This is a genomic window from Paenibacillus sp. JNUCC-31, from assembly GCF_014844075.1.
GTDB lineage: Bacteria > Bacillota > Bacilli > Paenibacillales > Paenibacillaceae > Paenibacillus.
On the sequence record NZ_CP062165.1, the window covers coordinates 6,919,995 to 6,942,335 of the forward strand.

At 44.8% G+C, this 22,341-nt stretch carries 14 protein-coding genes; 8 read left to right on the forward strand and 6 right to left on the reverse strand.

The annotated features are described in order from the left end of the window. Positions 1-242: 242 nt before the first annotated feature. The gene (locus JNUCC31_RS30415) at positions 243-1,646 is read left to right on the forward strand and encodes an outer membrane protein assembly factor BamB family protein (RefSeq protein ID WP_192267024.1); all 1,404 of its coding nucleotides are present in this window, start codon (positions 243-245) and stop codon (positions 1,644-1,646) included. 137 nt (positions 1,647-1,783) lie between these two features. Here the strand turns inward: JNUCC31_RS30415 and JNUCC31_RS30420 are convergent, their stop codons facing one another. The 3 genes from JNUCC31_RS30420 to JNUCC31_RS30430 form a co-directional block, all read right to left on the reverse strand. Beyond that, complete coding sequence (locus JNUCC31_RS30420; RefSeq protein ID WP_192267025.1) at positions 1,784-3,118, reverse strand: ISL3 family transposase; 1,335 nt, start codon at positions 3,116-3,118, stop codon at positions 1,784-1,786. A gap of 19 nt (positions 3,119-3,137) precedes the next feature. Then, positions 3,138-4,319, reverse strand: a complete 1,182-nt coding sequence (locus JNUCC31_RS30425) for an MFS transporter (protein ID WP_192267026.1) — start codon at positions 4,317-4,319, stop codon at positions 3,138-3,140. Between the two features lie 73 nt (positions 4,320-4,392). Beyond that, positions 4,393-4,683 (reverse strand): ArsR/SmtB family transcription factor, encoded by a 291-nt coding sequence (locus JNUCC31_RS30430; RefSeq protein WP_192267027.1) that lies wholly within the window; start codon positions 4,681-4,683, stop codon positions 4,393-4,395. 328 nt (positions 4,684-5,011) lie between these two features. Here JNUCC31_RS30430 and JNUCC31_RS30435 point away from each other — a divergent pair, with 328 nt between their 5' ends. Continuing rightward, positions 5,012-5,992 (forward strand): SDR family NAD(P)-dependent oxidoreductase, encoded by a 981-nt coding sequence (locus JNUCC31_RS30435; RefSeq protein WP_192267028.1) that lies wholly within the window; start codon positions 5,012-5,014, stop codon positions 5,990-5,992. 536 nt (positions 5,993-6,528) lie between these two features. Here JNUCC31_RS30435 and JNUCC31_RS30440 read toward each other — a convergent pair. Together JNUCC31_RS30440 and JNUCC31_RS30445 are read right to left on the reverse strand one after the other, a co-directional pair. Continuing rightward, a complete protein-coding gene (locus tag JNUCC31_RS30440; protein WP_192267029.1) occupies positions 6,529-7,155 on the reverse strand; it encodes an HXXEE domain-containing protein in 627 nt (208 codons plus the stop codon). A gap of 24 nt (positions 7,156-7,179) precedes the next feature. Next, the gene (locus tag JNUCC31_RS30445) at positions 7,180-7,761 is read right to left on the reverse strand and encodes a TetR/AcrR family transcriptional regulator (protein ID WP_192267030.1); all 582 of its coding nucleotides are present in this window, start codon (positions 7,759-7,761) and stop codon (positions 7,180-7,182) included. Positions 7,762-8,052: 291 nt separating this feature from the next. Between JNUCC31_RS30445 and JNUCC31_RS30450 the strand changes: the two genes are divergently transcribed. After that, complete coding sequence (locus JNUCC31_RS30450) at positions 8,053-8,958, forward strand: poly(ethylene terephthalate) hydrolase family protein (RefSeq protein WP_192267031.1); 906 nt, start codon at positions 8,053-8,055, stop codon at positions 8,956-8,958. Positions 8,959-9,111: 153 nt separating this feature from the next. Here JNUCC31_RS30450 and JNUCC31_RS30455 read toward each other — a convergent pair whose 3' ends face one another. Then, positions 9,112-10,227 carry a GntR family transcriptional regulator gene (locus tag JNUCC31_RS30455; RefSeq protein WP_192267032.1) on the reverse strand — a complete coding sequence of 372 codons (1,116 nt, stop codon included), beginning with the start codon at positions 10,225-10,227 and terminating at the stop codon, positions 9,112-9,114. A gap of 406 nt (positions 10,228-10,633) precedes the next feature. On the opposite strand from JNUCC31_RS30455, the gene JNUCC31_RS30460 reads away from it, so the two are divergent. The 5 genes from JNUCC31_RS30460 (at position 10,634) to JNUCC31_RS30480 (ending at position 22,305) form a co-directional block, all read left to right on the forward strand. Continuing rightward, positions 10,634-12,013 carry an ABC transporter substrate-binding protein gene (locus JNUCC31_RS30460; protein ID WP_192267033.1) on the forward strand — a complete coding sequence of 460 codons (1,380 nt, stop codon included), beginning with the start codon at positions 10,634-10,636 and terminating at the stop codon, positions 12,011-12,013. Between the two features lie 73 nt (positions 12,014-12,086). Continuing rightward, the gene (locus tag JNUCC31_RS30465) at positions 12,087-12,980 is read left to right on the forward strand and encodes a carbohydrate ABC transporter permease (RefSeq protein ID WP_192267034.1); all 894 of its coding nucleotides are present in this window, start codon (positions 12,087-12,089) and stop codon (positions 12,978-12,980) included. Positions 12,981-12,992: 12 nt separating this feature from the next. Continuing rightward, a complete protein-coding gene (locus JNUCC31_RS30470) occupies positions 12,993-13,811 on the forward strand; it encodes a carbohydrate ABC transporter permease (protein ID WP_192267035.1) in 819 nt (272 codons plus the stop codon). Between the two features lie 40 nt (positions 13,812-13,851). Beyond that, positions 13,852-16,611 (forward strand): alpha-mannosidase, encoded by a 2,760-nt coding sequence (locus tag JNUCC31_RS30475; RefSeq protein ID WP_192267036.1) that lies wholly within the window; start codon positions 13,852-13,854, stop codon positions 16,609-16,611. 123 nt (positions 16,612-16,734) lie between these two features. Then, positions 16,735-22,305, forward strand: coding sequence for a glycosyl hydrolase family 28-related protein (locus tag JNUCC31_RS30480; protein WP_192267037.1), 5,571 nt, complete (start codon positions 16,735-16,737; stop codon positions 22,303-22,305). Positions 22,306-22,341: the final 36 nt, after the last annotated feature.

Genomic DNA, 22,341 nt, shown 5'->3' on the forward strand with positions numbered 1-22,341 from the left:
TGTACTCGGCTCAGTGGCGATCAACTTGGCTTAAAATCAAAACTTAAAGAGATAATAAATTTAAAAAGGAGGGATCACATTGACAACTAAGAAAATAGTTAATTAATGATAGGGAGAATTCAGTGTAACTATCAAGCAATACATAACGTTATATATATGAAGATTATAGAAAAGATAGCTCTTTAGTAATACACATCTATTAAGGTATATTGCTGTACAAACGATCCAAATGGAGGGGTAACATGCTCATATCAAAAACGTCTAAACCGTTTACGAATTTAAAAGGTCAGCTACGCTGGTGCATCGTTACAAGCTTTACAGCCGCTGGACTTATTGCTCTGGGAGCAACCGTAATCCCATTGCAGGCACATGCAGAAGCACCTGATGTTTCGGTACGCAACTGGTATTCGGATACAGGTATTTCGGTGCCCGAACTTAAGCCTTCCTGGACTGCACAAGTGGACAACTACCTGAATATGAACGAACCTTATATTGGTCATCAGGCTATAGCAGAACACGGTAAGGTATTCACTTTTGCCGCTACCAAATTAATTTCAATGGATGCAAAGACAGGCAAACGGCTGTGGTCATACGGAAAAGGACTGACACCCTACATTGTTTATCATAATGACGTCATTTACGGTCTTAATGGAGATCATAAACCTTATGCTCTGAACGCCAAAACTGGAAAAGCGATATGGCAGTCAGGCTCATCCACCTGGATCGATACACGGTATCGTACAGAAATGTTAGTTCCAACCAGTGATACGCTTTATGTCATCAAAGGCAGTACGACTTTTGCATTTGATATGAAAACAGGCAAGCTAAAATGGAAGGCGGATGAGCCGCTAGGTGAAGGGAACGGTACCGCATACCTGGAGGAATCTAATGGTGTCGTGCTTCGAACCTTTTTCGTTCAGGGGGCACTTACGTCCATTCAACTGAATGCTTATGACAAAAAGACAGGCAAAAAGTTATGGGACGATTTTGGTCAAGGAGAAGCACTTCAAATTAAAGATGGACTGGTATATTCGGTTGATTATCATTCTTCCCTGTTGACAGATTATCAATCAGCACCAGAACGCAAAGTGAATGTGAATGTCTATAACCTTAAGACTGGTGTACAAAAGGGGAGCCTTGAATACAACTGGAAAATGAAAGGTGATCCACCGTATGACTATGGCTATGGAAGCGTATTTGCTGGCAATGGAAAGTTATACATTGAACAAGGAGACCAGATCGCGGAATACAATTTTGATAAATATACAGCTAATGCCGATCCGCTTCGGACTTATCAGCGCCCCTTTTATAAAGAAAATGGGCAGTCGCTTGGTATCGTGCAGGAACGGCTGGTTTACAGAAATGAAACAACGGGAGAAGTAGCCGGCATCAAGCTGGCGAACGGACAGGAGGTCAAGTGGTATGGCGACGCACCAGTAGCTCAGATTAGCGTGTACGGCAAAGGAATATACCGGGCGCAGCGTAATGGGACACTGCTAGGGATTAATATGTTGACTGCGACCCCTGTCTTCCGGGTAAACACTGGGGGAGATTTACACGAAGCGACGCTGAAGACCGACGGTATGATCATTATTCAGTCGGAGGGTAAACTCCTCGGTGTGAAGCTGCCAGCATCACTGAAATAAGCAGAGACTACAAGCGTTAAAGTCATAAAAGACAATCATACAGCCAGTGTTTCAATAAAATATACAAAAGGCATCCGGTCAGAACAATCGGATGCCTTTGTTTATTTGGGTATTCGGATTTTATGGTGGAGAAGGGCTTATAGCTGGCCCTTCTCCAATTTCTCGATCAAGGTGGAAAAATCGATTCCCAGCAAGATTATTTCTTCTGGCTCACGAACAGCTCCAATAGGTGGCATATTAAACATCGGGAAGTTTTCCTCCCGTAGATCGTAGCTATCAAACCGCCTCTGGTACTTAGGCTTACGTTGCTTTTTAAGTCCCTCTGTAAAGAGTATTTTGGCTCGTAGGGCTTCAAAAGAGTATCCCCTGCCTAAACGATTAATGACTCGAATAAGGCTGTTTAGAGACTCCGTATAAGCGTTTGTATTGCGATGATCGAAGTAGGCGAATATTTCCTCTTCCCAGTTCTTCATAGCCTTTGTAAGTGGTTCAAAAGCGGATTGCAGTTCAGTTGGTATTTTAGCTTTCCATTCGTTGTATTTAAGGAATGCCGTCTGTCTGCTATCACATTCCCAAATATCGAAATATGATTCCTTTAAGTTATAAGCAGTGCCGAGAGAAGGATGATTCTTTGTCCAAAGGTCAAGCGTAATTTTATCCATCTCTGTAAGCGCTATATGGCGTTTTAGGAGGATAAAACGGTCGTGCATCAGCCCGCGGCGTTCTTTTGGCGATAATCCTTCTCGGAGCTGCTTACGAATGGTTTCTAACGCTTGATTTGCCATACGGACGACGTGAAACTTATCGACGATGATAAGAGCTTTTGGCAATATAGCCTTCACGGCGTCCTTATACGGTTGCCACATATCCATTGTGACATATTGTATTTGTCCTCTATTTGGAAGGCGTGAGAGGTAGCCTACAACGGTTTCCTTGTTACGATTGGGCAAAACATCTAACAAAGTACGTTCCTCAATGTTGGTTAAAACGCATCTTGGCTTAATAATGTGTATTTCGTCTATCCCAAGCCAATTAGGAGTTTCAAATCGATGCGTTTCTTTAAGACGATTGATGTAATCACGAAAGATGTTACGTATCGTTTTTTCATGCAATCCAACATCCTCGGATATGCTGACAAACGTGCGTTTAAGGCTTTGCTTCTCTATATAAGACAATAATCGTTTGGTACAGTTTCGCTTTTCGTCTATGGTGTGGTCTAAGTGTTCCCAAAAGGTTCGATTGCAGTCTCTACAGCGATACCTCTGACGCTTTATAAGAAGGGCTACACGCTTGCCGTGAATAGGCAAGTCCATACAGATCTGTTCTCTGATATCGTGTTTGTAGAGGTAGGCTATACATCCACAATGAGGGCAAGCCAAAGGTGGAGAGTTCGTCACCACTTGTATTAGAAAATCAAATTCATTCTCACTAATACTTAGGATGTTGAATTTTGAAAGATTTAGAATATCCATATGAATTTCTTCTATGCATTTATGATGCAAACTCCTTCTTTGTTTTCGCGTGACTGGTCAAAATACCGCTGGATATGAAAGATAACAACGAACCGGCAAAGCATATAGCCGCAAACATGCCTACGGCGGAAAAACCGTTAAAAGTCGCGTAAATCAGGCCTGCGACCCAAGAACCGAGCGTTGTCGCAGCGTACATGATTGAATTGGCCAAGCTGGAGATCGTGCCGCGGATGGTTGGATTTAATGAATTCAGCATTCCCAATATTAGGGGAAAAGCGATCCCCATATTAACGAATATGAAAAAGTAAACACTTTCGAAAGCCGCAACTGATGGCAAGTGAGGCGAAACAATAAAACATGCGATAGAGACAAGAAAGCCCACAACCAGCGTATTGAAACGGTTTAACGTTTTGATCACATAGGCACCGCCGAAGCTTCCGACTATATTCCCGAGACCAAGAAAAAACATCACGTACCCCGCTTGATCAATTGAAAGGTAAAAGCGATCCGTCACCCATTTTCCAATGAAAGAAAAGGCAGCAAAGAATCCACATTGAAATAAGAAATGAGCGAGGAAAGCCTTTCTCGCCATTCGGCTATTCAATAGTGGGATGTATCTACTGAAAATCGGAATCTTGGTTTTTTGGCCTTGATTCGGTTTCATTTCGGGCAAAGCATAGAAGATGAATACTGCTACCAATAATGCACATGCACCGATTGTAAAAAAGGGATAATACCAATGGGTTGAGGCAAGCAGACTTCCAATAGGGATGCCGAACGCTTGGGAAGCAGCCAAGCCTGCCATGACGATTCCTGATACTTTGGCGATTTTTGACGTTGGAAACAGAGTAGGGATCGAGGCCCAGACTTGAGGCGCCGTAAATGATGCGCTGACTCCGGCTAAAAAACGGAAGAAGAACATCGACCAAAAACCTGTGGCAAAGCCGCATAACATGGTTGAAACCGAGAAGCAGATCATGCCGGAAAGCATTACTTTTTTGCGATCCCATCCATCGGAAAGAGGTCCAGCAATCAGTGCAAAAATGGCATAACCTAAAGCATAAGACCCCACCATCCAACCGGAATATTCGGTCGGGATATGAAACAAGTCCTGGAGAGTGGGGATGAGCGGAGAAATCAAAAACGTATCCGTACCAATAACAAACATGATGAGGAAAAATAAAGCAGTTAATTTGATCATTCTATTCACCCTTTGTAGTTAGTTCTATAGTTCAAAGATTATTGAACTAATGAGAAAAAAAAAGAATTTCTTTCTACAACGTATCCAGAAATCCGGGTAAGTAAGTTTGAAATGTCTCCAAATCGATGCTCATATACTTCGCTTGAGCTTCTTTTCGTACCTTGATCAATTTCGCCTCCTTTAAAGTACGCAAGTGATACGAAGTATTCGATTTCGTAGTATCGCGAATGTGTCCTACTTCTCCACAATTCATCTCCTTCTTGCTGGTGTATAGAGCTCGTATGATGTCCAATCTTGTTTCATCAGCTAGCGCCTTAAATATTTTGACTCTGAGCTCATCATTTATTATTTTTTGAGTAGTCATAAAACCATTGTACTAAGATATCACTACAAATCAAGTCTTTAGAAAAATACCACCATATTCTCCGATTTTTAAGTGAAATGTTTTGATTTTGTCTCCACCATAAAATCCGAATACCCTTTATTTTTCACCTGCATTGACTAGCAGAATTCAATGGGTGAAGTATATAGGAATATAACCTTATACTTTGGATTGTAGGCCCGGTGATGAACCGGGCTTTTTTTTAGTTGTAAAGGTTGGAACATTAAAGTAAATGAATTCGCTAATATTGACTTAGAGTACACTCTAAGCAGTAAACTTGAAGAATACTCATCTGGAAGGAGATAATTAGATGAACCAGGATAATAAGTCAAAAACCTCACAACATAAAATCGGTTCCGGATTCAACCATCGCACAACAGCTGAGGAAGTATTGAGTAACACGAATTTGTCAGGAAAACTTGCTATCGTCACGGGTGGATATTCCGGATTGGGTCTGGAGACTACACGTGCACTCGTTGGTGCTGGTGCCAAGGTTGTTGTGACCGCACGTCGGCCAGCCATCGCCAAAGAGGCTCTTGCAGGACTAGCTGGTGTAGAGATCGATGAGCTGGACCTTGCAGACCTCACCAGTGTCCATGCTTTTGCCGATCGTTTTCTGGGTAGCCACCGAAGTATCGACATGCTGATCCTTAATGCGGGAATAATGGCTTGTCCAGAGACCCGTGTAGGCCCGGGCTGGGAAGCTCAATTTGCTACGAACCACCTTGGACACTTCACACTGACCAACTTATTATGGCCCGCACTCGTAAGTCAGGGAGGAGCACGCGTAGTATCCGTTGCCTCAACCGGGCATCATTTCTCGCCGATTCGCTGGGACGACATGCAATTTGAACACGGCTATGAAAAGTTTGCTGCCTATGGACAGTCCAAAACAGCAACCATTCTGTTCAGCGTCGAACTGGACAGACGCGGTGCAGAGCAGGGGGTGCGTGCATTCTCTGTACATCCGGGTGGAATTCTGACGCCGTTGCAACGCCATATGCCGAAGGAGGAAATGATTGCATTAGGCTGGATCGATGAGTCTGGTCAAGTTGCCAATCCAAACTTCAAAACACCACAGCAAGGGGCAGCAACGCAAGTATGGGCAGCGACTTCTCCTCAACTTGAGGGAAAAGGTGGCGTGTACTGCGAGGATTGTGACATCAGTGAGCCAGCTCCTGCGGACGGAGCGTTCTTTGGAGTCAAGGACTATGCCATCGACCCTGAGCAAGCCCGTCGTCTATGGGAAGTTTCAGCCCAGTTGACTCAAACGGATATACCCACCTCTTAAGATCTTTTTTCTGTTCACGAGGAAATAAAGAGTGGTTGGTGCAAAGCATGAAGGGAACGCTAACGAATCTGAGGCGTCTTATTCAAGGATTTGAAATGATCATAGAAATCTAAGGAACCTGAGACGCACTATATCATAATAAACAGCCGTTTGCAGCGATTTTGTCAGATATTTCAGGAAATAACGTGTCTGAGATTCCTTACTTTTCAGAAAAGCACGTGAAGGCAAAATAAGATGTCCTAAGTTCCTTAGAACATTTTCTACCATTCGGTAGTATAAGTCGGCTTGGATTTCGAGAATTTGTAGACGTTAACCTCTATCATCGTATAGCTTACCTGAATTTGAAGATTCACCTTAGGAAAGTCGCCCAAATGGCGGCTTTTTTATGTTGGAGATGCTCTGCGTGAACAACCTCTTATGTAAAAATGTTTTAAAATAAAGTTCAAGGTTTAAAAATTTTATCATTTCCAAATAGAAACGTAAAACGCATCGAATCCATGGACTCGATGCGTTTATTTTATATTGAATTCACAGGTTTATTTTTTAGTATATGAACCTAATTGTTTCTGTGAAAATGGGTGAATGGAGTTTTTGTTTTTTAGCCACATATTGCCTTTAACAATTAAAACATAAACGGCTACGACAAAATAAATCGTGCTCCAAAGCCAGTCTATGGGTGTTATTATATTCTGTTCATAGGCATATTTAATGTACCAGATCCCAATGGGCAAATGCAGCAATATCGCTGAACCTAATCCGGGATTATACATGCTTTTAGCTTTTATATTGGCAAAGATGCCATGCCAGATAATCTGGAAGAAGCCCATTAATATAGGCGCAAGACCCAGCCATACAACGGAAGGGAAAAATACAGGCGGCAAATAAAATACATAGGCGATAATCAGATTAATAATCATGGCTGACTGCTGATTTAACGGATATCTCTCAGGTTCTTTACTTTGGAACAGAACTTTATTAAACAAACCTGCAAAGTAACCCGGCCATCGGTATTCTTCAAATTGATGCAGAAGAATGGCAACAAAACTTAACCATAAAAGGCTGTTAATGCGCGGAAGCGTTCCCCAATCCATGATGAGATAAATACATACAAGGAGTGCAATGATCAATCCCAAGTCCTGCCAGTATTTTCTTAACATGTTCAACTGAATCATCTCCATCATTATTTTTTAATGAAAGTATCTTTCAAAGAGCAAGTCGATTTGTGCATCCATAGAAGCAATCTTCACAAAAGCTCCCTTTTCCAGAATAGGACTCATAAGTGCAGGGAGAAAAAGGGCCCCAAAAATTTGCGTCATCATGGTGATCAATCGTTCCGGTTCTTGTTCTCCGGTGATCTCTTTTAACGTATTTTGAACTTTGGGGAACCCCATTAAATTTAAAAATGAGCCGTACTCCTGTTGAGATGAGAAGTCTGCTGAACCCATAAGAATAATTCGGGATAACAATTCGGGATATTCACGGATGACTTGTAAATAATCCACCAAAAATTGCTTCAAACGATCTCTGGCCGGGATGGAAAATTCGTCAAGTATATCAAAGGTATGCTGAAAGCTACTCAAAATCATTTTAATAGATTCGCTGATCAGATTTTCTTTGGACCCGAAGTAATAGTTAACAAGGGATACATTAGTGCCAGAGGCTTCGGCAATTTTTCGGATGGTGATGCCTTCAAATCCGCTTTGTTTAGTGAACTCCAGTGTGGCCTGCATAATCTTTTCTTTTGTTTCACTTTTCTTATCTGGTTCCATATGTAACACCTCCAACGAATTTTCAAACAATGTTTTAAACGTTGTTTGAATTTATAATAACACGTTTTCCTAATATTGCAAGCCATACATTTGGAAGTATTGACCACACACTAAGAAACATCATATCGCGGGCTTTTCATGAAGACATGTTCAGTTTACGCAGATGTTTTCTTATGAAGTGAGGTAAGGTTGATGTAACAATAAATATCTCTAAACAAAAAGCGTGATACCTGTGGTATGTTTTACCTATGAATATCCCGCTTCATTGTGAGAGGAGATTGTATGCCACAGATGAAAAGAGTAATCCGAAGCAAGTGGTTTCTATGGATGACAGGTGTTGTCTTCATTTTGATCGCTGCATTTTGCGTACTATCCTTCATCCTCGTAAATTCGGTATCGGCTACTTTCGAAACCGGAAGTGTTGAAGAAAAATATGCTCTACCCGGCACGTACGAGGTAGATTCGCTGGAGATCAAGGATGAACAAGGCGAGAAGCTCTACAGGGTTTATTCTCCGCAATCAACAGATGTCATGCACCCGCTCATCGCTTGGGGCAACGGAACGGGGGCATTACCTGACAATTATGATCAGTTGTTAAGACACCTGGCCAGTTGGGGATTTATTGTCATCGATACATATAGCCAAACCACGGGTACAGGAAAAGAAATTATGACTGCGATAGAATATATGCTCAATGAAAATGAAGCGAGGGTCAGCCCGTTCTATCACAGGATTCAAAAAGATCGGGTCGGTGCGGCAGGGCATTCGCAGGGATCAACGGGTGTGATTAATGCTCATACGAATTTTGAGAACGGGGATCTCATCAAAACGGTTGTATCGATTGCTCTGCCTGATCTGAAATATTGTGATCCAGAGGATGCGTATGATACATCTGCACTGAAAGTTCCGTTTTTCGTTATTGGGGGAACCCGAGATTTTATCATATCGCCGTCAGACTCCAATAAATTGGCTTTGAGAAATGCCAATCTGCACATTCCGACCATGATGGCGATGGCGAAGGGTGCTGCACATACAGCGATAGAGCAGGACGGCGGTCAGCATAGAGGTTATTTAACAGCCTGGATGAGGTATTGGTTGGTGGATGATTTGGTGGCAAAGGATGCTTTTGTTGGCAATCATGCTGAAATAGGAATGAATAAACATTGGAAGGATGTTACTTCCGCAAATTTACAATAGTTTGATTCACATAATTCGAAGGACCCTTCTGAAATCGAAGGGTCCTTCTTCGTATTTACGTGGAAAAACATTTAGAAGCATTGAAATGGTGTTATTTAATGCCACTATAAACGTTTTCAGTAAAGGCATCCTGTTAAACACCAAGTAAGGTATCTATGATTTCGCCTTTGCTGTTGACTGTCTGGGAATAAGCATCGTAGGTAACTTAACCTGAAGGTACTCGCTGCTTGGATTCTCCACTTGTTTCAGGATGACTCTGCCCGCTTCTCGCCCGAGTTCAAGTTCCTGCTGGACAACAGCCGTGGGCGGAATGATACAGAACTCCGGAAATTCGACATCATCGAAGAACACGACGGATAAATCTTCCGGTACAGAGATCCCCATCTGCATCGCCGCTTGAATAACATGAGGGCTGAAATTGGAGGACAGAAGGGCCGTCATCTGCGGATTTGCCTTTAAAAACTTCTGAATCATCGTGATAACCTCTTCATCGCTGTCACTCATGGCCAGACGTGTCATCTGTATACTGCGATCAATCAGAATATGACGGTCCTCCAAGGCTTTTTCATACCCATGCAATCTGTCCTCAATACTTGATGTCCCCTCAGCAAGAGTGGAAATAAAGCCAATTTGACTGTGCCCAAGCTCATGAAGATGCTTAACCGCCTGAATTGCTGCCTCATAGTTGTCCGAGCTGATGGAGTTGGTCTCCACCCCTTTTAGATTGCGGTCCAGAAGGACAAGGGGGAAGCGATTTAGCGTAAGCGCAAGAATCTCATTGTTATAGTGCTCACCCTCAACAGGATAGATAATTAGTCCTCTGACTCCTGCCTGTTTCATTTCCTGAATTTTGAGAATCTCCGTCTCTTGTGAATCATTCGTCTTGGCAAATAACAATTGATAGCCATTCTCGGAAAGGGTGTCCTCAATTCCGCTCAGCAGATTGGCGGTGAACCGATTGTCGAGACGGGGGAGAAGGAACCCGATTGTTGGTGCTGTGAGCTGCTCTTTTACCGCTGAAGTGATGTTATGAATTTCCTCTGGACTGTGATCGTTAACAAAAGTGCCTTTGCCTTGAAGTCGGTAGACCACTCCTTTATCCACCAGAGCAGTAAGGGCATTTTTCACCGTGATGCGGCTCACACTGAATTGTTCAGCCAGTTCATTTTCGGAAGGAATTCGGCTGCCCGGTTTCCAATGTCCGCTTCGAATCTGGTCGATGATATATGTTTCGATTTTCTTGTACATTGGCTTGAAGGTTCTCACCATCGCATTTTATCTCCATTCACTATTAGTTCGTTCTAAATATATTATATTAATACAACATATACAAGTACTAAAAATCAATAACAAGTGAGTAAGACAAGAAGTTTGAAATTTCGAACAAATATGATAAAAAAACCTTATAAATAAACAATTTATTAAGAATACACTTTATTAAGTTGTATCTAAAAATAAACATTTACAAGTAAAAGTATGTTGTTTATATTGTGTTTAAAGTTTGCTGGATAAAGCGTTTCCAACGAGCTTCGCATTCTTATCTATGTTATAAATTTTTTCTCAAGAGTTCCTTTATTGAAAAAGGGGGTGCAGCAGTTTTTAACGCCAATTTGTTGTCGTGGAATATTCATTAAGCCAGAAACGAACCAAAATTAAAGATAAGGGTGGTTGCGGGATGAAAAAAAGAGCAGGCATGATCGTTACTTTGTTAACTGTTTTCTCACTCGTTGTAAGCGCTTGCGGTGGTGCGCAGTCCGGGGAAACGGAACCCAAAGCGAGTAAAGAGCTGACGATGTGGACGTGGAAGGTTGCTTACACGCCAGGGATTGAAGCAGCCGCAAAATTGTATGAAGAAAAAACAGGAATCAAAGTCAAACTCGAGACCTTTACACCAGATGATACGTATCGCCAAAAATTCCAGGCAGCCGCCAACTCCAAAAACTTGCCGGATATCGTGAACTGGTGGGCAACGGCAGGGGATTCCATCGAGAACTCGGTACTCGAGCTGTCTGGTGAAGTGGGTGATGATCTGTTGGACAGCTACTATAGTGCTGCAATGGACCCGATTATCGTTACACAGAGTCAGGTTGACTCCTGGAAAGAAGACAAGAATGCCACGACAATTCAAAAGTCACTAAAACCGGGCCAGTTCTATGGACTGCCGCTTGATATCGGAGGATTCTTTACTTTCTATGGTAACAAGAAACTGATCGAAGAAGCAGGGCTGACAGCGGAAGCGCCCAAAACGTGGGAAGAGTTCGTCACCATGATGGAGACTGTCAAAGAGAAAACAGGTACGCCTGGGCTTGTGTTTGGTGCTAAGCTGCCTGATCTATGGGAAAACTGGGCCGGTTCGGCACTGTCCATCATGCTGAACGAACCTCAGGGTTATATTGATCTGCTCGAAAGAAAGTCCAAACTAAGCGACCCTTCAAATCTCCCGGTTGTGAAAGCGATGGAGACTCTGGCAAATAAAGATCTGCTTATGCCGGGAATTTTGTCAACGGATATTGACGGAGCGGACCAGGCGTTTGCTGCTGGCAAGGCCGCTTTCGATCTTGGTGGTTCCTTCACGATGTCTACGTTACTGGCTATGGGAATGAGTCCTGAAGATATTTTCACCTTCCCTGTACCACCGCTTGAAGGGTCGAAAATTAACGGCTGGACGACTGATCCATTCACGTTAACGATGTTGTCAGTAAATAAAGATTCGCAGAACAAGGCTGAAGCGCTCGATTTCATTCAATTCCTGACCGGTGATCCGGATGCTGCTGTTGCTTTTGCTAATGCGGCGTATACAGTACCTGCGCTGAATCTGGGCGATCGTGCAAATGATCTGGATCCGAACCTGAAATCAATTTCAGATGCATTCGCTGCCGAACCTGGTCCTTACAGTCAAGCTTCACCAGCAATCAATACGTATCGTGGCAAGCACAAAGAGTGGGAAGTGTATGCCCAGTCCATGCAATCCATGATCGAGAAAAAGATGACTGCTGAACAAGTCGCCAAGAAGTTCGACGACACCATGGAAAGTTTGAAAGCGAGTGGGAACTAGGACAATCAAAGCAATCGGCAGGCCCCGAAAGGGGCTGGCGATTTCCAAATTTGAGAGCAAAAGGTGATTGATCATGATAAAAAGTCGTAATAAGTGGATGCCGTATCTCTTTTTACTGCCTGGCGTGCTTTTGTTTCTTGCCATCGGCGTGTATTCGGTTGGATTCTCGATCATGCTCAGCTTTTATAACTGGTCCGGGATCGATTTTTCCACCGCCCGGTTTGAAGGTCTGGCGAATTTTCGTCAGTTCCTGCTCGGTGATGATCCGATTGTAACCCGAAATTTCTATAATGCTGTTCTGCACAATCTGATCATTGCGGTTTCACAGGTTGTAGTCATCGTTCCGATCGCACTTGTGCTGGCATTTGTGCTGCAAAATACGAAGGCAGCAACTTGGTACCGGACGATTTATTTTCTGCCGATGATCGCATCTGGCGTAGCTATCTTTTATGTATGGAAAGGTTTGTTCGAACCTAGTGGAGCATTCAACTCACTCTTCCTATGGATGGGCTTGGATTTCCTTGCTGTTCCTGGTGGGATGCTGGGGAGTTCGTCTACTTCTTTACTTGGTATTATTTTGACATCGATATGGGGCGGTCTGCCAGGAACGCTGATTCTGTACTACGCGGGTCTGACTTCCATTGATCCGACACTATATGAAGCAGCAAGTGTGGATGGTGCCAAGAAAACAACCATGATATTGAAAATTACCTGGCCGTTACTGAAGCCAATCACGCTTATTGCCGTCATTCAGATGGTGAACGGAGCCTTTCAGGCCTTTGAGAATGTGTTCATCATGACGGGCGGCGGACCGGCTGGCAGTTCCGAGGTTATTGGTACACTCGTATACCGTACAGCTTTTCTAAACAATGATTATGGTCTGGCCAGCGCAATCGGGTGGGTATCATTTCTGATTACAGGTGCCATTGCCATATTCAGTATACGCTCATTCAAGGCAGACATCTAAAAGGAGGAGCACATGGTCAAATATATTAAACATATCATTCTAATCTTGTACGGATTGACCTGCCTGTATCCTTTTGTCTGGATGATCGGCACTTCGCTGAAGACATCACAGGATGCACTAGCCAATCCAAAGAGTCCGATTCCACAAGCAGCACCGATGTGGTCCACATTCGGGGACGTATGGAACAAATTGAATTTCTATCAGTTTTTCATCAACAGCGTGATCGTAAGTGCAGTCGTGATTATAGGCGTTATTCTCATCTATACCATGATGGCCTATTCGTTTGCCAAGTTTGTTTATCGGGGCAAAAAATTCATCTACTACACGTTTATTGCATTGCTGCTCGTTCCAGGTGTAACCACATTGATTCCGCTTTATATCAATATGACCAATCTGGGTTTGCAAAACACGTATATTGGCATGATCCTACCCATGATTAATGGTGCTGCACCCTTCGCCATTTTCCTATTCACCAGTTACTTCCGCACAATCTCACATGAGTTATACGAGAGCGCCGTCCTGGATGGATGCAATAATTTCAAAATCTACTACAGAATTTATCTGCCATTGGCGTTGCCAGCGATCGGAACCATTGCCATTCTGAACTTTATCGGAAGCTGGAACAATATTTTATGGCCGATGATCATCGTGGATAGCCGGGATATGTTTACGTTACCGATGGGACTCATGTACCTGGATTCATCTTCATTCAAGAAATGGAATGAACTCATGGCAGGGGCTTTGATTACGGTCATTCCAATCCTGCTTGCCTTCCCGTTCATGCAGAAGATGTATGTCAAGGGCATGACGGTAGGTTCAGTCAAAATGTAAACACACAACCACTAAATCATACAAGATTGGAATGAAATGAATGACTACAAAAACCGCGCATATTGTCGCACATTCTCACTGGGACAGGGAGTGGTATCTATCCTTCGAGAAGCACCGAATGTTGCTCGTTAAGCTTATGGAGGATTTAATCGAGACGTTTGAAAAAGACCCGGAATTTAAGAGCTTTCATCTGGATGGGCAATTTATTGTGCTGGAGGATTACCTGGAAATTATGCCGCATCGGGCGAACCAGGTCCGCAAGTTAATTGAACAAGGCAAGCTGATCGTCGGTCCATGGTACATCCTTCAAGATGAGTTCCTCGTCAGCAGTGAAGCCAATGCACGCAATCTGTTAATTGGTATTCAAGCCTCGGAACAAATGGGAGGATATGCGAAAATCGGATATTTCCCGGATTCCTTCGGCAATATGGGCCAGGCACCACAGCTCATTAGCCAGGCGGGCATTGAGGTAGCTGTATATGGACGTGGAGTGAAGCCAGTTGGATTCAATAACGAAATTCAATCTGGCAATGAGCATACTTCCAAATACTCGGAGATGTATTGGGAGTCACCCGATGGTACTCGTGTACTGGCGATCCTGTTCGCCAATTGGTACAACAATGGCATGGAAATTCCGGTGGAATCGGAGAAGGCGAAAGCTTATTGGGCCGAAAAGCTGGCTGCAGCTGAAGAGTTTGCTTCAAGTTCGGAACTCCTGTTCATGAACGGATGTGATCATCAGCCGCTTCAGAAGGATCTGACACAAGCGTTAAAGACGGCTAGCAAGATTATGCCAGATGTGGCGTTTCGTCATTCCAGCTTTCCCGAATACATTCAGGCTCTGCAAAAAGCGAAACCCCAATCATTGGATGTCATTCGCGGTGAACTTCGAAGCCAATGGACCGACGGCTGGATCACACTTGTAAATACGGCTTCAGCAAGGGTATATATCAAACAGCAAAATGTAAAAAGTCAAACGTTACTGGAGAAAGTGGCTGAGCCGCTGGCAGTCATGGCCTCTTTGTCCACAGGCATTTATCCACGGCATGAGCTGTTATATGCCTGGAAGACGTTACTGAAGAATCATCCCCATGACAGTATCTGCGGATGCAGTGTTGACGAAGTCCACAGGGAGATGATGACTAGGTTTGCCAAATCGCAAGAAGTGGCTGAAGCCATATCGGTTCAGAGTGCTCGTACAATAGCCGAATCCGTGGATACATCTGGCTTTGACGCAGATTGTACGTTGCCTTTTGTAGTGTTTAACACTTCGGGACATCGTCGATCCAATGTGATTACAACTAGAATGGACGTTGAGCGACGTTACTTTGACCACCAGCCTCCGCATGAAAAGTATCAGGAATTTAAGCGCGAATATGAAGCTTTTGACCCGAATGATTGGATTGCATTGAACGCGGAAGGCAAGCAAGTAGAAGCCGTAATCACGCCCGTTGGGCCGACATTTGGGTATGATTTGCCGGATAATCGGTTCCGTCAACCTTACTGGGCCTATCAAGTGGATGTGGAGCTTCACGTCCAGAACATCCCGGGTTTTGGATATCATACTTATGCGCTTGTGCCTCAGAGTGCCTTTTCAGATGCTGCGGCAAATGAGTCAATAACCCCTGAACTTGTTGCAGGAGAGCAAGGGATGGAGAACGATTACCTGCGTATCAAGATTGCGGGGGATGGATCGTTTACCATGTTGGATAAAGTGAACGGTCGCAATTATACAGGGCTTGGCATTTATGAAGACACCGGGGATATCGGAAATGAGTATATGTACCGACAACCGGATCAGGAAGCACCGCTAACCACGCAGGGACTGCCAGCCCAAATTAAGTTAGTGCATCATACACCCCTGAAAGCTGTTTATGAGATTGTGCATCACTGGAAGCTCCCAACCTCCGCAGATGAACTGCTGGATGAAGAAATCCGCTCCATGGTTCCATTTCGTAACCGGAAATCCCGGCGGCTTGATGAGACTAGAGAAGTGAGCATTCGTACAGAGCTGAGCCTTGAAAAAATGGGTCGTTCCGTTGGCATAAAAAGCTACATCAATAACACGGTTCAGGATCATCGAATTCGCATGCTGTTCCAAACGGGACTTGAAGCAAGTCATGTTACCGTTGACTCTATTTACGAACTGGCAAAGCGCCCGATACAACCGGAAGCGGAATGGAGAAATCCTAGCAATGCGCAGCATCAAAATGCATTTGTCAGTATCAGCAATGGTCGTGAAGGGCTGACGATTGCGAATAAAGGTCTTAATGAGTATGAAGTATTAGCTAGTCAGAACACCATTGCTGTGACACTCCTGCGTGGGGTTCGTGAGCTTGGGGATTGGGGCGTATTTGCAACACCGGAGGCCCAATGTCTCGGACAGCACATTCTGGAAATGGAGCTCATCTCACATGATTTTGATGTTATTGAGTCCGATGCTTATGTGCAGGCGTATCAGTTCCCGATTCCCTGGACCGTTCAACAGACAGGCGTACACGGTGGTACGTTACCCGCTGTCCACGAGTTTTTGCAATGGGAGGGTGATCATCTCGCTTTTAGTGCGCTTAAACGGGGCGAAGAAAATGATGACATGCTGTTCAGGGTGTTCAATGTATCATCGGAGACGACTTCACTGAAGGTAACGCCTTCGTTTGAAGCTAAGGAAGTGTACGAAAGTACCATTGTTGAAGAGCAAGGCGAAGCCATAAAGGCAGCTGATGATGGAAGTTATGTTGTGAATGTGGGGCCGGCAAAAATTCAGACCATTGGCATTCAACCCACAACAAGTTTAGTATAAAAAATTTAGTCTTGGAGTTCTCTCCACTGCTGCGGATTGAAAACGGATGCATCATGTTCCACATACGACAACCCTGTTTTCGTGCAGCTTGATTACATGATCAAGTTAATGGGAGGTACGATTGTGAACAAACGATTATGGTTAGGTGCTAGTGCTAGGTGTACCATTTCAGTGCTGTTGATTATTGTCATGTTATGTTCAGGGCTATACATTACACCAGCAACAACACACGCGGCAGCCGAGAGGGAAGATATTATTGAACAGGGGGACGTTCATCTAAATGATGTGTCACCTGACTCGGTAAGTATTACGTTGGGGGAAACTCCCGATCAGCAGGGCATTACTGCTCGTCCCGGCGATGGACCTCCAGCAGGTCTGCAAGTGGGGATGACTGACGGCAAGGAATATTGGAAAACCAATCAGACGGTGAATCCAACAAATCCAGCCGATAACATCCTGTATTTTTACTTCAATGTTGCGGATGAATATTTGTTTGAAAATACGGATAAGGACGTATTCGTCACGGTTGAATATTACGATAGCAATAGCGGAGCGATGTCTCTGCAATACGATTCGAAGCAATCCAATTTCAAGGATGCTCCTTTGTTCCGGTATGAAAATACGGGAACCTGGAAGACACATACCTTCAAGCTCAGCGATGCCAATTTCGGTAACCGCACGCATGATGCGGATTTTCGGATCGGGGTTAGCGGTGCAGGGGCACCGGCCAACAATCCTGAACTTCATCTGGCCAAAGTAACCGTCCATAAGCAACCTCAGCAGCAGGCGGGTACTCAGACCAAGGTCTATGATACGGAATTCCCTACATCAGATATCGTCATTGCAGATCGGAGCGTAACCGATTATGGAGCAACAGGAGACGGGGTCTCAGATGATACTCAAGCATTCAAAGAAGCGCTGGCACTAGCGGGAAATCAAGGCGGCGGAGTTGTGTTCGTGCCATCCGGAAACTACAAATTAACCGGAGAGCTGATTATACCAACAGGCGTTACGCTTCGCGGAGACTGGGGGAATCCCGATGAGCATAACGGGCTAGTCAAAGGTACGATCCTTGCTGTATATGGTGGCAAAGGTCAAGCTAACGGGAACAGCTTCATTAAGCTGGAGCCTTCCAGTGGGGTAACACACTTGTCCATCTGGTATCCTGAGCAGAATATGAATAGTCCGGTGGCTTATCCATGGACGATGGAACAACTTCCAGGTGACAGTGCTACGGTGAAAAATGTAACACTCGTCAATGCGTACCAGGGGATTAAGATTGGTCCGGAATGGAACGAACTTCATTATGTGAAGGATGTATACGGCACCACACTGAAAACCGGTATTTTTCTGGATTTCACAACAGACATTGGGAGACTGGAAGAGCTTCACCTGTCCCCGGATGTATGGGCGAACTCTGGTTTGCCGGGAGCACCTGAACGGTCTCAATTGCGTGAATATATGATACAGCAATCCGAAGGTATCGTAATGGGGCGCTCGGACTGGGAGTACATGTCGAATATTCATATCTCGGGTTATAAGACAGGGATACGAATCACGACAAGAACCGGAAGCCTTGAAACAGCCAATGCGCAGCTGTACAAAATCCAGATCGACGACTGCAATGTAGCGCTGAAGATTGAAGGCATCAATGATTATGGATTGCTGGTGACAGACAGTCAATTTGAAGCGAGTGCTGGTCCGAATCCTGTTGCCATTTATGCAACGGAAGGCTTTCACTCCATTGCCCAGTTTAACAAAGTAACGGTGGGCGGGGAGCCCAAACATGCGGTTGTAAATGAAGGGCGTGGAACGCTGTCTTTTGAGAGCAGCTCTTTCGAGAATTGGGGTGAAGGAAGCGGAGATTATGCCATCGTTGCCAAGAGTGGTTCGCTTATACTGGGCAGTTCTACCTTCGCCAAGCCGGATCGGCATCTGCTTCTTCAGGGAGATGTGGCAACAATTAATGCCATCCATTCCGGACACGAAGGCAATCTTGTGGTGAAGGACGAAAGTACCTCGGCGGAACTGAACATCCATCAGGAAGAAGATTTGGTGTTGGAAACCATCCCTAATGTTTCTTCAGTGGATATTGCTGTGCAGCCCAAGCCGGGTACTCGCGAATTGTTTAACGTCGTGAGTCAGCCCTATTTGGCTGATAACACAGGGAATACGGATTCATCCCAAGCCATTCAACAGGCATTGAATGATGCCGAGGCGGCAGGTGGAGGAACGGTCTATATGCCAGCTGGCATATACCGCGTTGAGCAGGCTTTGGTGGTCCCGACTGCCGTAGAACTGCGGGGTAATTATGATGTACCTCATCATACGATCGGGAATGGAACCGTTATTTTTACGAACTATGGAGAAAACGATCCGGATGCCGATGCCTTCATTCAGCTGAAGCAAGCAGCGGGATTGCGCGGATTATCCGTCTATTACGATCAACAAACATGGTCTGATGCCAATCCGGTGAAGCCTTATGCCTGGACTGTGCAAGGTCAAGGGAAAAACGTATACCTGATCGATACAACCTTGGTTAATCCCTACCAGGCTGTCGACTTCGGCACCCATGATACAAGCGGTCATTATATCGATTATGTAGCGGGATCACCGCTCAAGGAAGGCATATATCTTGGTGGCGGGTCAGATGGAGGATACATGCGGAATGTGCAGTTCAATCCGCATTATTATGGCCGGAACAATTATCCGAATCATCCATCCAATGATGAAGAATTTAATCAAATTTGGAATTATCAAAAAGAGAATCTGGACGCCTTCCGTATTGGGGATGTCACCAATCAGGTTATTTTCAATACATTTGTGTACGGTTCAAAGTACGGCATTCATTTTGAAGAACAGAATGGAAGAGGACCCGAGGCTGTCATTATTGGTCATGGCACCGATGGCAGTAAAAAGGGAGCCGTATTGCAACATGCGGGAACAGCGGGTCTTTCGTTTATCAATACAGAGCTTGTTTCCATGAGTACAACAGACAAGGTGTACGTGGAGGTTGGGCCAGAGTTTAACTCTAAAGCGGTGTTCTTCAATACGTCCATGTGGGGAGATACAACCAGGTCTTTTGATATTCAGGGAGGAGATATCCGCATACAGCAGGGAAACTTCACGAACGTTGGTGAAATCGGCATTAATGCAATCGGTGGTGATATTACCCTCTACAATTCCTATTTTCAACAGCCTCGTACAAATCATGTGGTTGCAGGTCCAAACGTAGAGAAGATGGTGATATCCAACAACCTGTTTAATGGCGGTTTTCAGATTGAGAATGAAGCCCCTCCTGGAAAAGTGACGGGTACCAATCTGTTTCCTTTGGCACTCAAACTGAACCAACTTGGGTATGATCCATCTAGACCAGGTGAACCCGGAAGCACGCTGACTTTGACGAATGTTGCAGGTGCGGCTTTGCTTAAAGGGCAGATCGAACTGATTGAGCCGAGTATGTATCAGTCGATGTTTAAGCCAGTGCGATTTGAGGGACTGGGCATTGGAAAAAGCATGGATGTGGCGCTTCCCTATATATCAAGTGACTTGCTCAAATTCAGAGTAACGCTTGAGAACGGGTTCCGTTATGAGACTTCAGTCAAGCTGTCACAATCCTTTGCGGCACAAAAAGATGCTGTTGGAACGATGCCATTCATTGAGGTTTCGAGTCCGGAGCATTACAACAGCGTCGGTGGAAGCTGGGGAGGTCCGAATGACCTCAGCATTCAAGCTAAAGCAAGTTGGGATGCGGAAAATCTGATTCTCAAGGTGGACGTCAAGGACGATATTCACCATCAATCCAATACCAATGGCGATATATGGCAAGGAGACAGCCTACAACTCGGTATTGACCTTGGCAAAGAGGATGGTGCGGCCAGCAAACAGGTGAATGAGCTTGGTTTTGCACTGAATCAGGAAGGTGTCATCACGAAATGGAGATGGAGAGCTCCAGAAGGGATTGCTTCAGGATTGTTGGAATCCGCTTCAGCAAACATTACCCGAGATGAGACGACCCATATTACGCATTATCAAATTACGCTGCCTTTTGCAGCACTTCATCAGGACGGATATTCGTTCCACCCTGATAAACCTATCGGTTTTGCATTACTTGTCAATGAAAACGATGGCGAAGGACGATCTGGCTTTATGGAGTTTAATGGAGGGATCGGTACAAGTAAAGATGCGCGATTATTCGGAAACTTGTATCTGCTTACGGGTGATTATGTGACATTGTTGGAGCAATCGGCTGAGGCGAGTGTTCGTACTGCGGAGCAAAAGAAAGATGTTACCTCTATAGACACAGCAACCAACTTCGTCAATCTGCTACCGGGCGGCACATTGAAGTCCTCATTACTCGTGAGACTCACTGCACTTACATCAGGTTCCAATCCGAATCCCGGGGGACCCAATCCACAGCCAGGCTCGGGTTCGGGCTCAGGTTCGGAGCAAGAGAATGGAGCAGGCTCTCCGACTGGAGGGAAGAACGAAGCAACCCCTGACGCCCCTAGTGCTGTAATGAAGCTCCAGGCTAAGCTTGATAAAGCTGCAACGTTGGCAACAGCCGAGCTCACCAACAAGAAGATGATGGAGGATGCATATAACCGCATCGCCCCTGATCAGGACGGGAAAAAGAAGCTGATTGTGGACATCGAATCCGTGGATGGTGCTGAAGGATACGCTTTGACACTTCCATCCAGCTTTTTGCAGGAAACACCCTCTACCCATTGGTTGGAGATTCGAACAGCATGGGGAGTGCTGCTGGTTCCGAGCAATTTGCTGGCCAATTCCCCAGGAACGATTGGTGAGCGTATTACTTTGGTATTAAGCAAGGCTGACCGAAGCTCTTGGAGTGCCAAGATGAAATCAGACTTAGGAGAGCGGCCTGCAATTTCATTATCTGTCATATCGGATGGCAGATCTGTTGCATGGCAACATTCCATTACACCAATCACAGTAAGTTTGCCTTATCAGCCTAATGTAACTGAACTGCTGGACCCGGAAAAACTCGCAGTACGACGTATCGCGGATGACGGGCAAATGATCTCCATTCCAAATGGGAAGTTCAATAAAAAATCGGAACAAATGATTTTCAAAACAAGGCAAAACGGAGTATATGCAATTACTCACAATAATCGAACATTCCAGGATATCCGGCAGTTATCATGGGCCCGCCACGCTATCGAAGTTCTGGAGTCCAAAGGGATTATTCGTGGAATGTCAAAGGCAGAATATCAGCCTCAATCCATGATCCGCCGAGCGGATTTCGTAACCCTGCTTACCAATGCCTTAGAATTACAACCTGATCAGGGAACCAAGGTGAAACCCTTCGTGGATGTACCTGAACAAGTTTATTACGAACAGTCTGTAAATACCGCAAGAACGCTGGGCATCATTCAAGGGGCAGGAGCCGATCGATTCTCGCCAGCGTCTCCAATTACCCGTGAAGAAGCAGCCGTTATGATCTACCGAGCTATGCAAGTTATCGGGATGCAGCCTCTTCCTGAAGGTGAATACGGTCTGAATGACTATAAAGATATTCATTTGATTAAGGCATATGCTCGCGATGCCATTGATTCGTTAACCAGATCAACCATTATGGAAGGAAGTAATGGCAGCTTCCATCCGGAAGATACAATGACACGTGCTGAGACCGCAGTGCTGCTGTATCGTTTGTACAACCGTTTGCCTTAAATCTTCCAGTAGGATCGAAATGGAGCAGATGAGGAG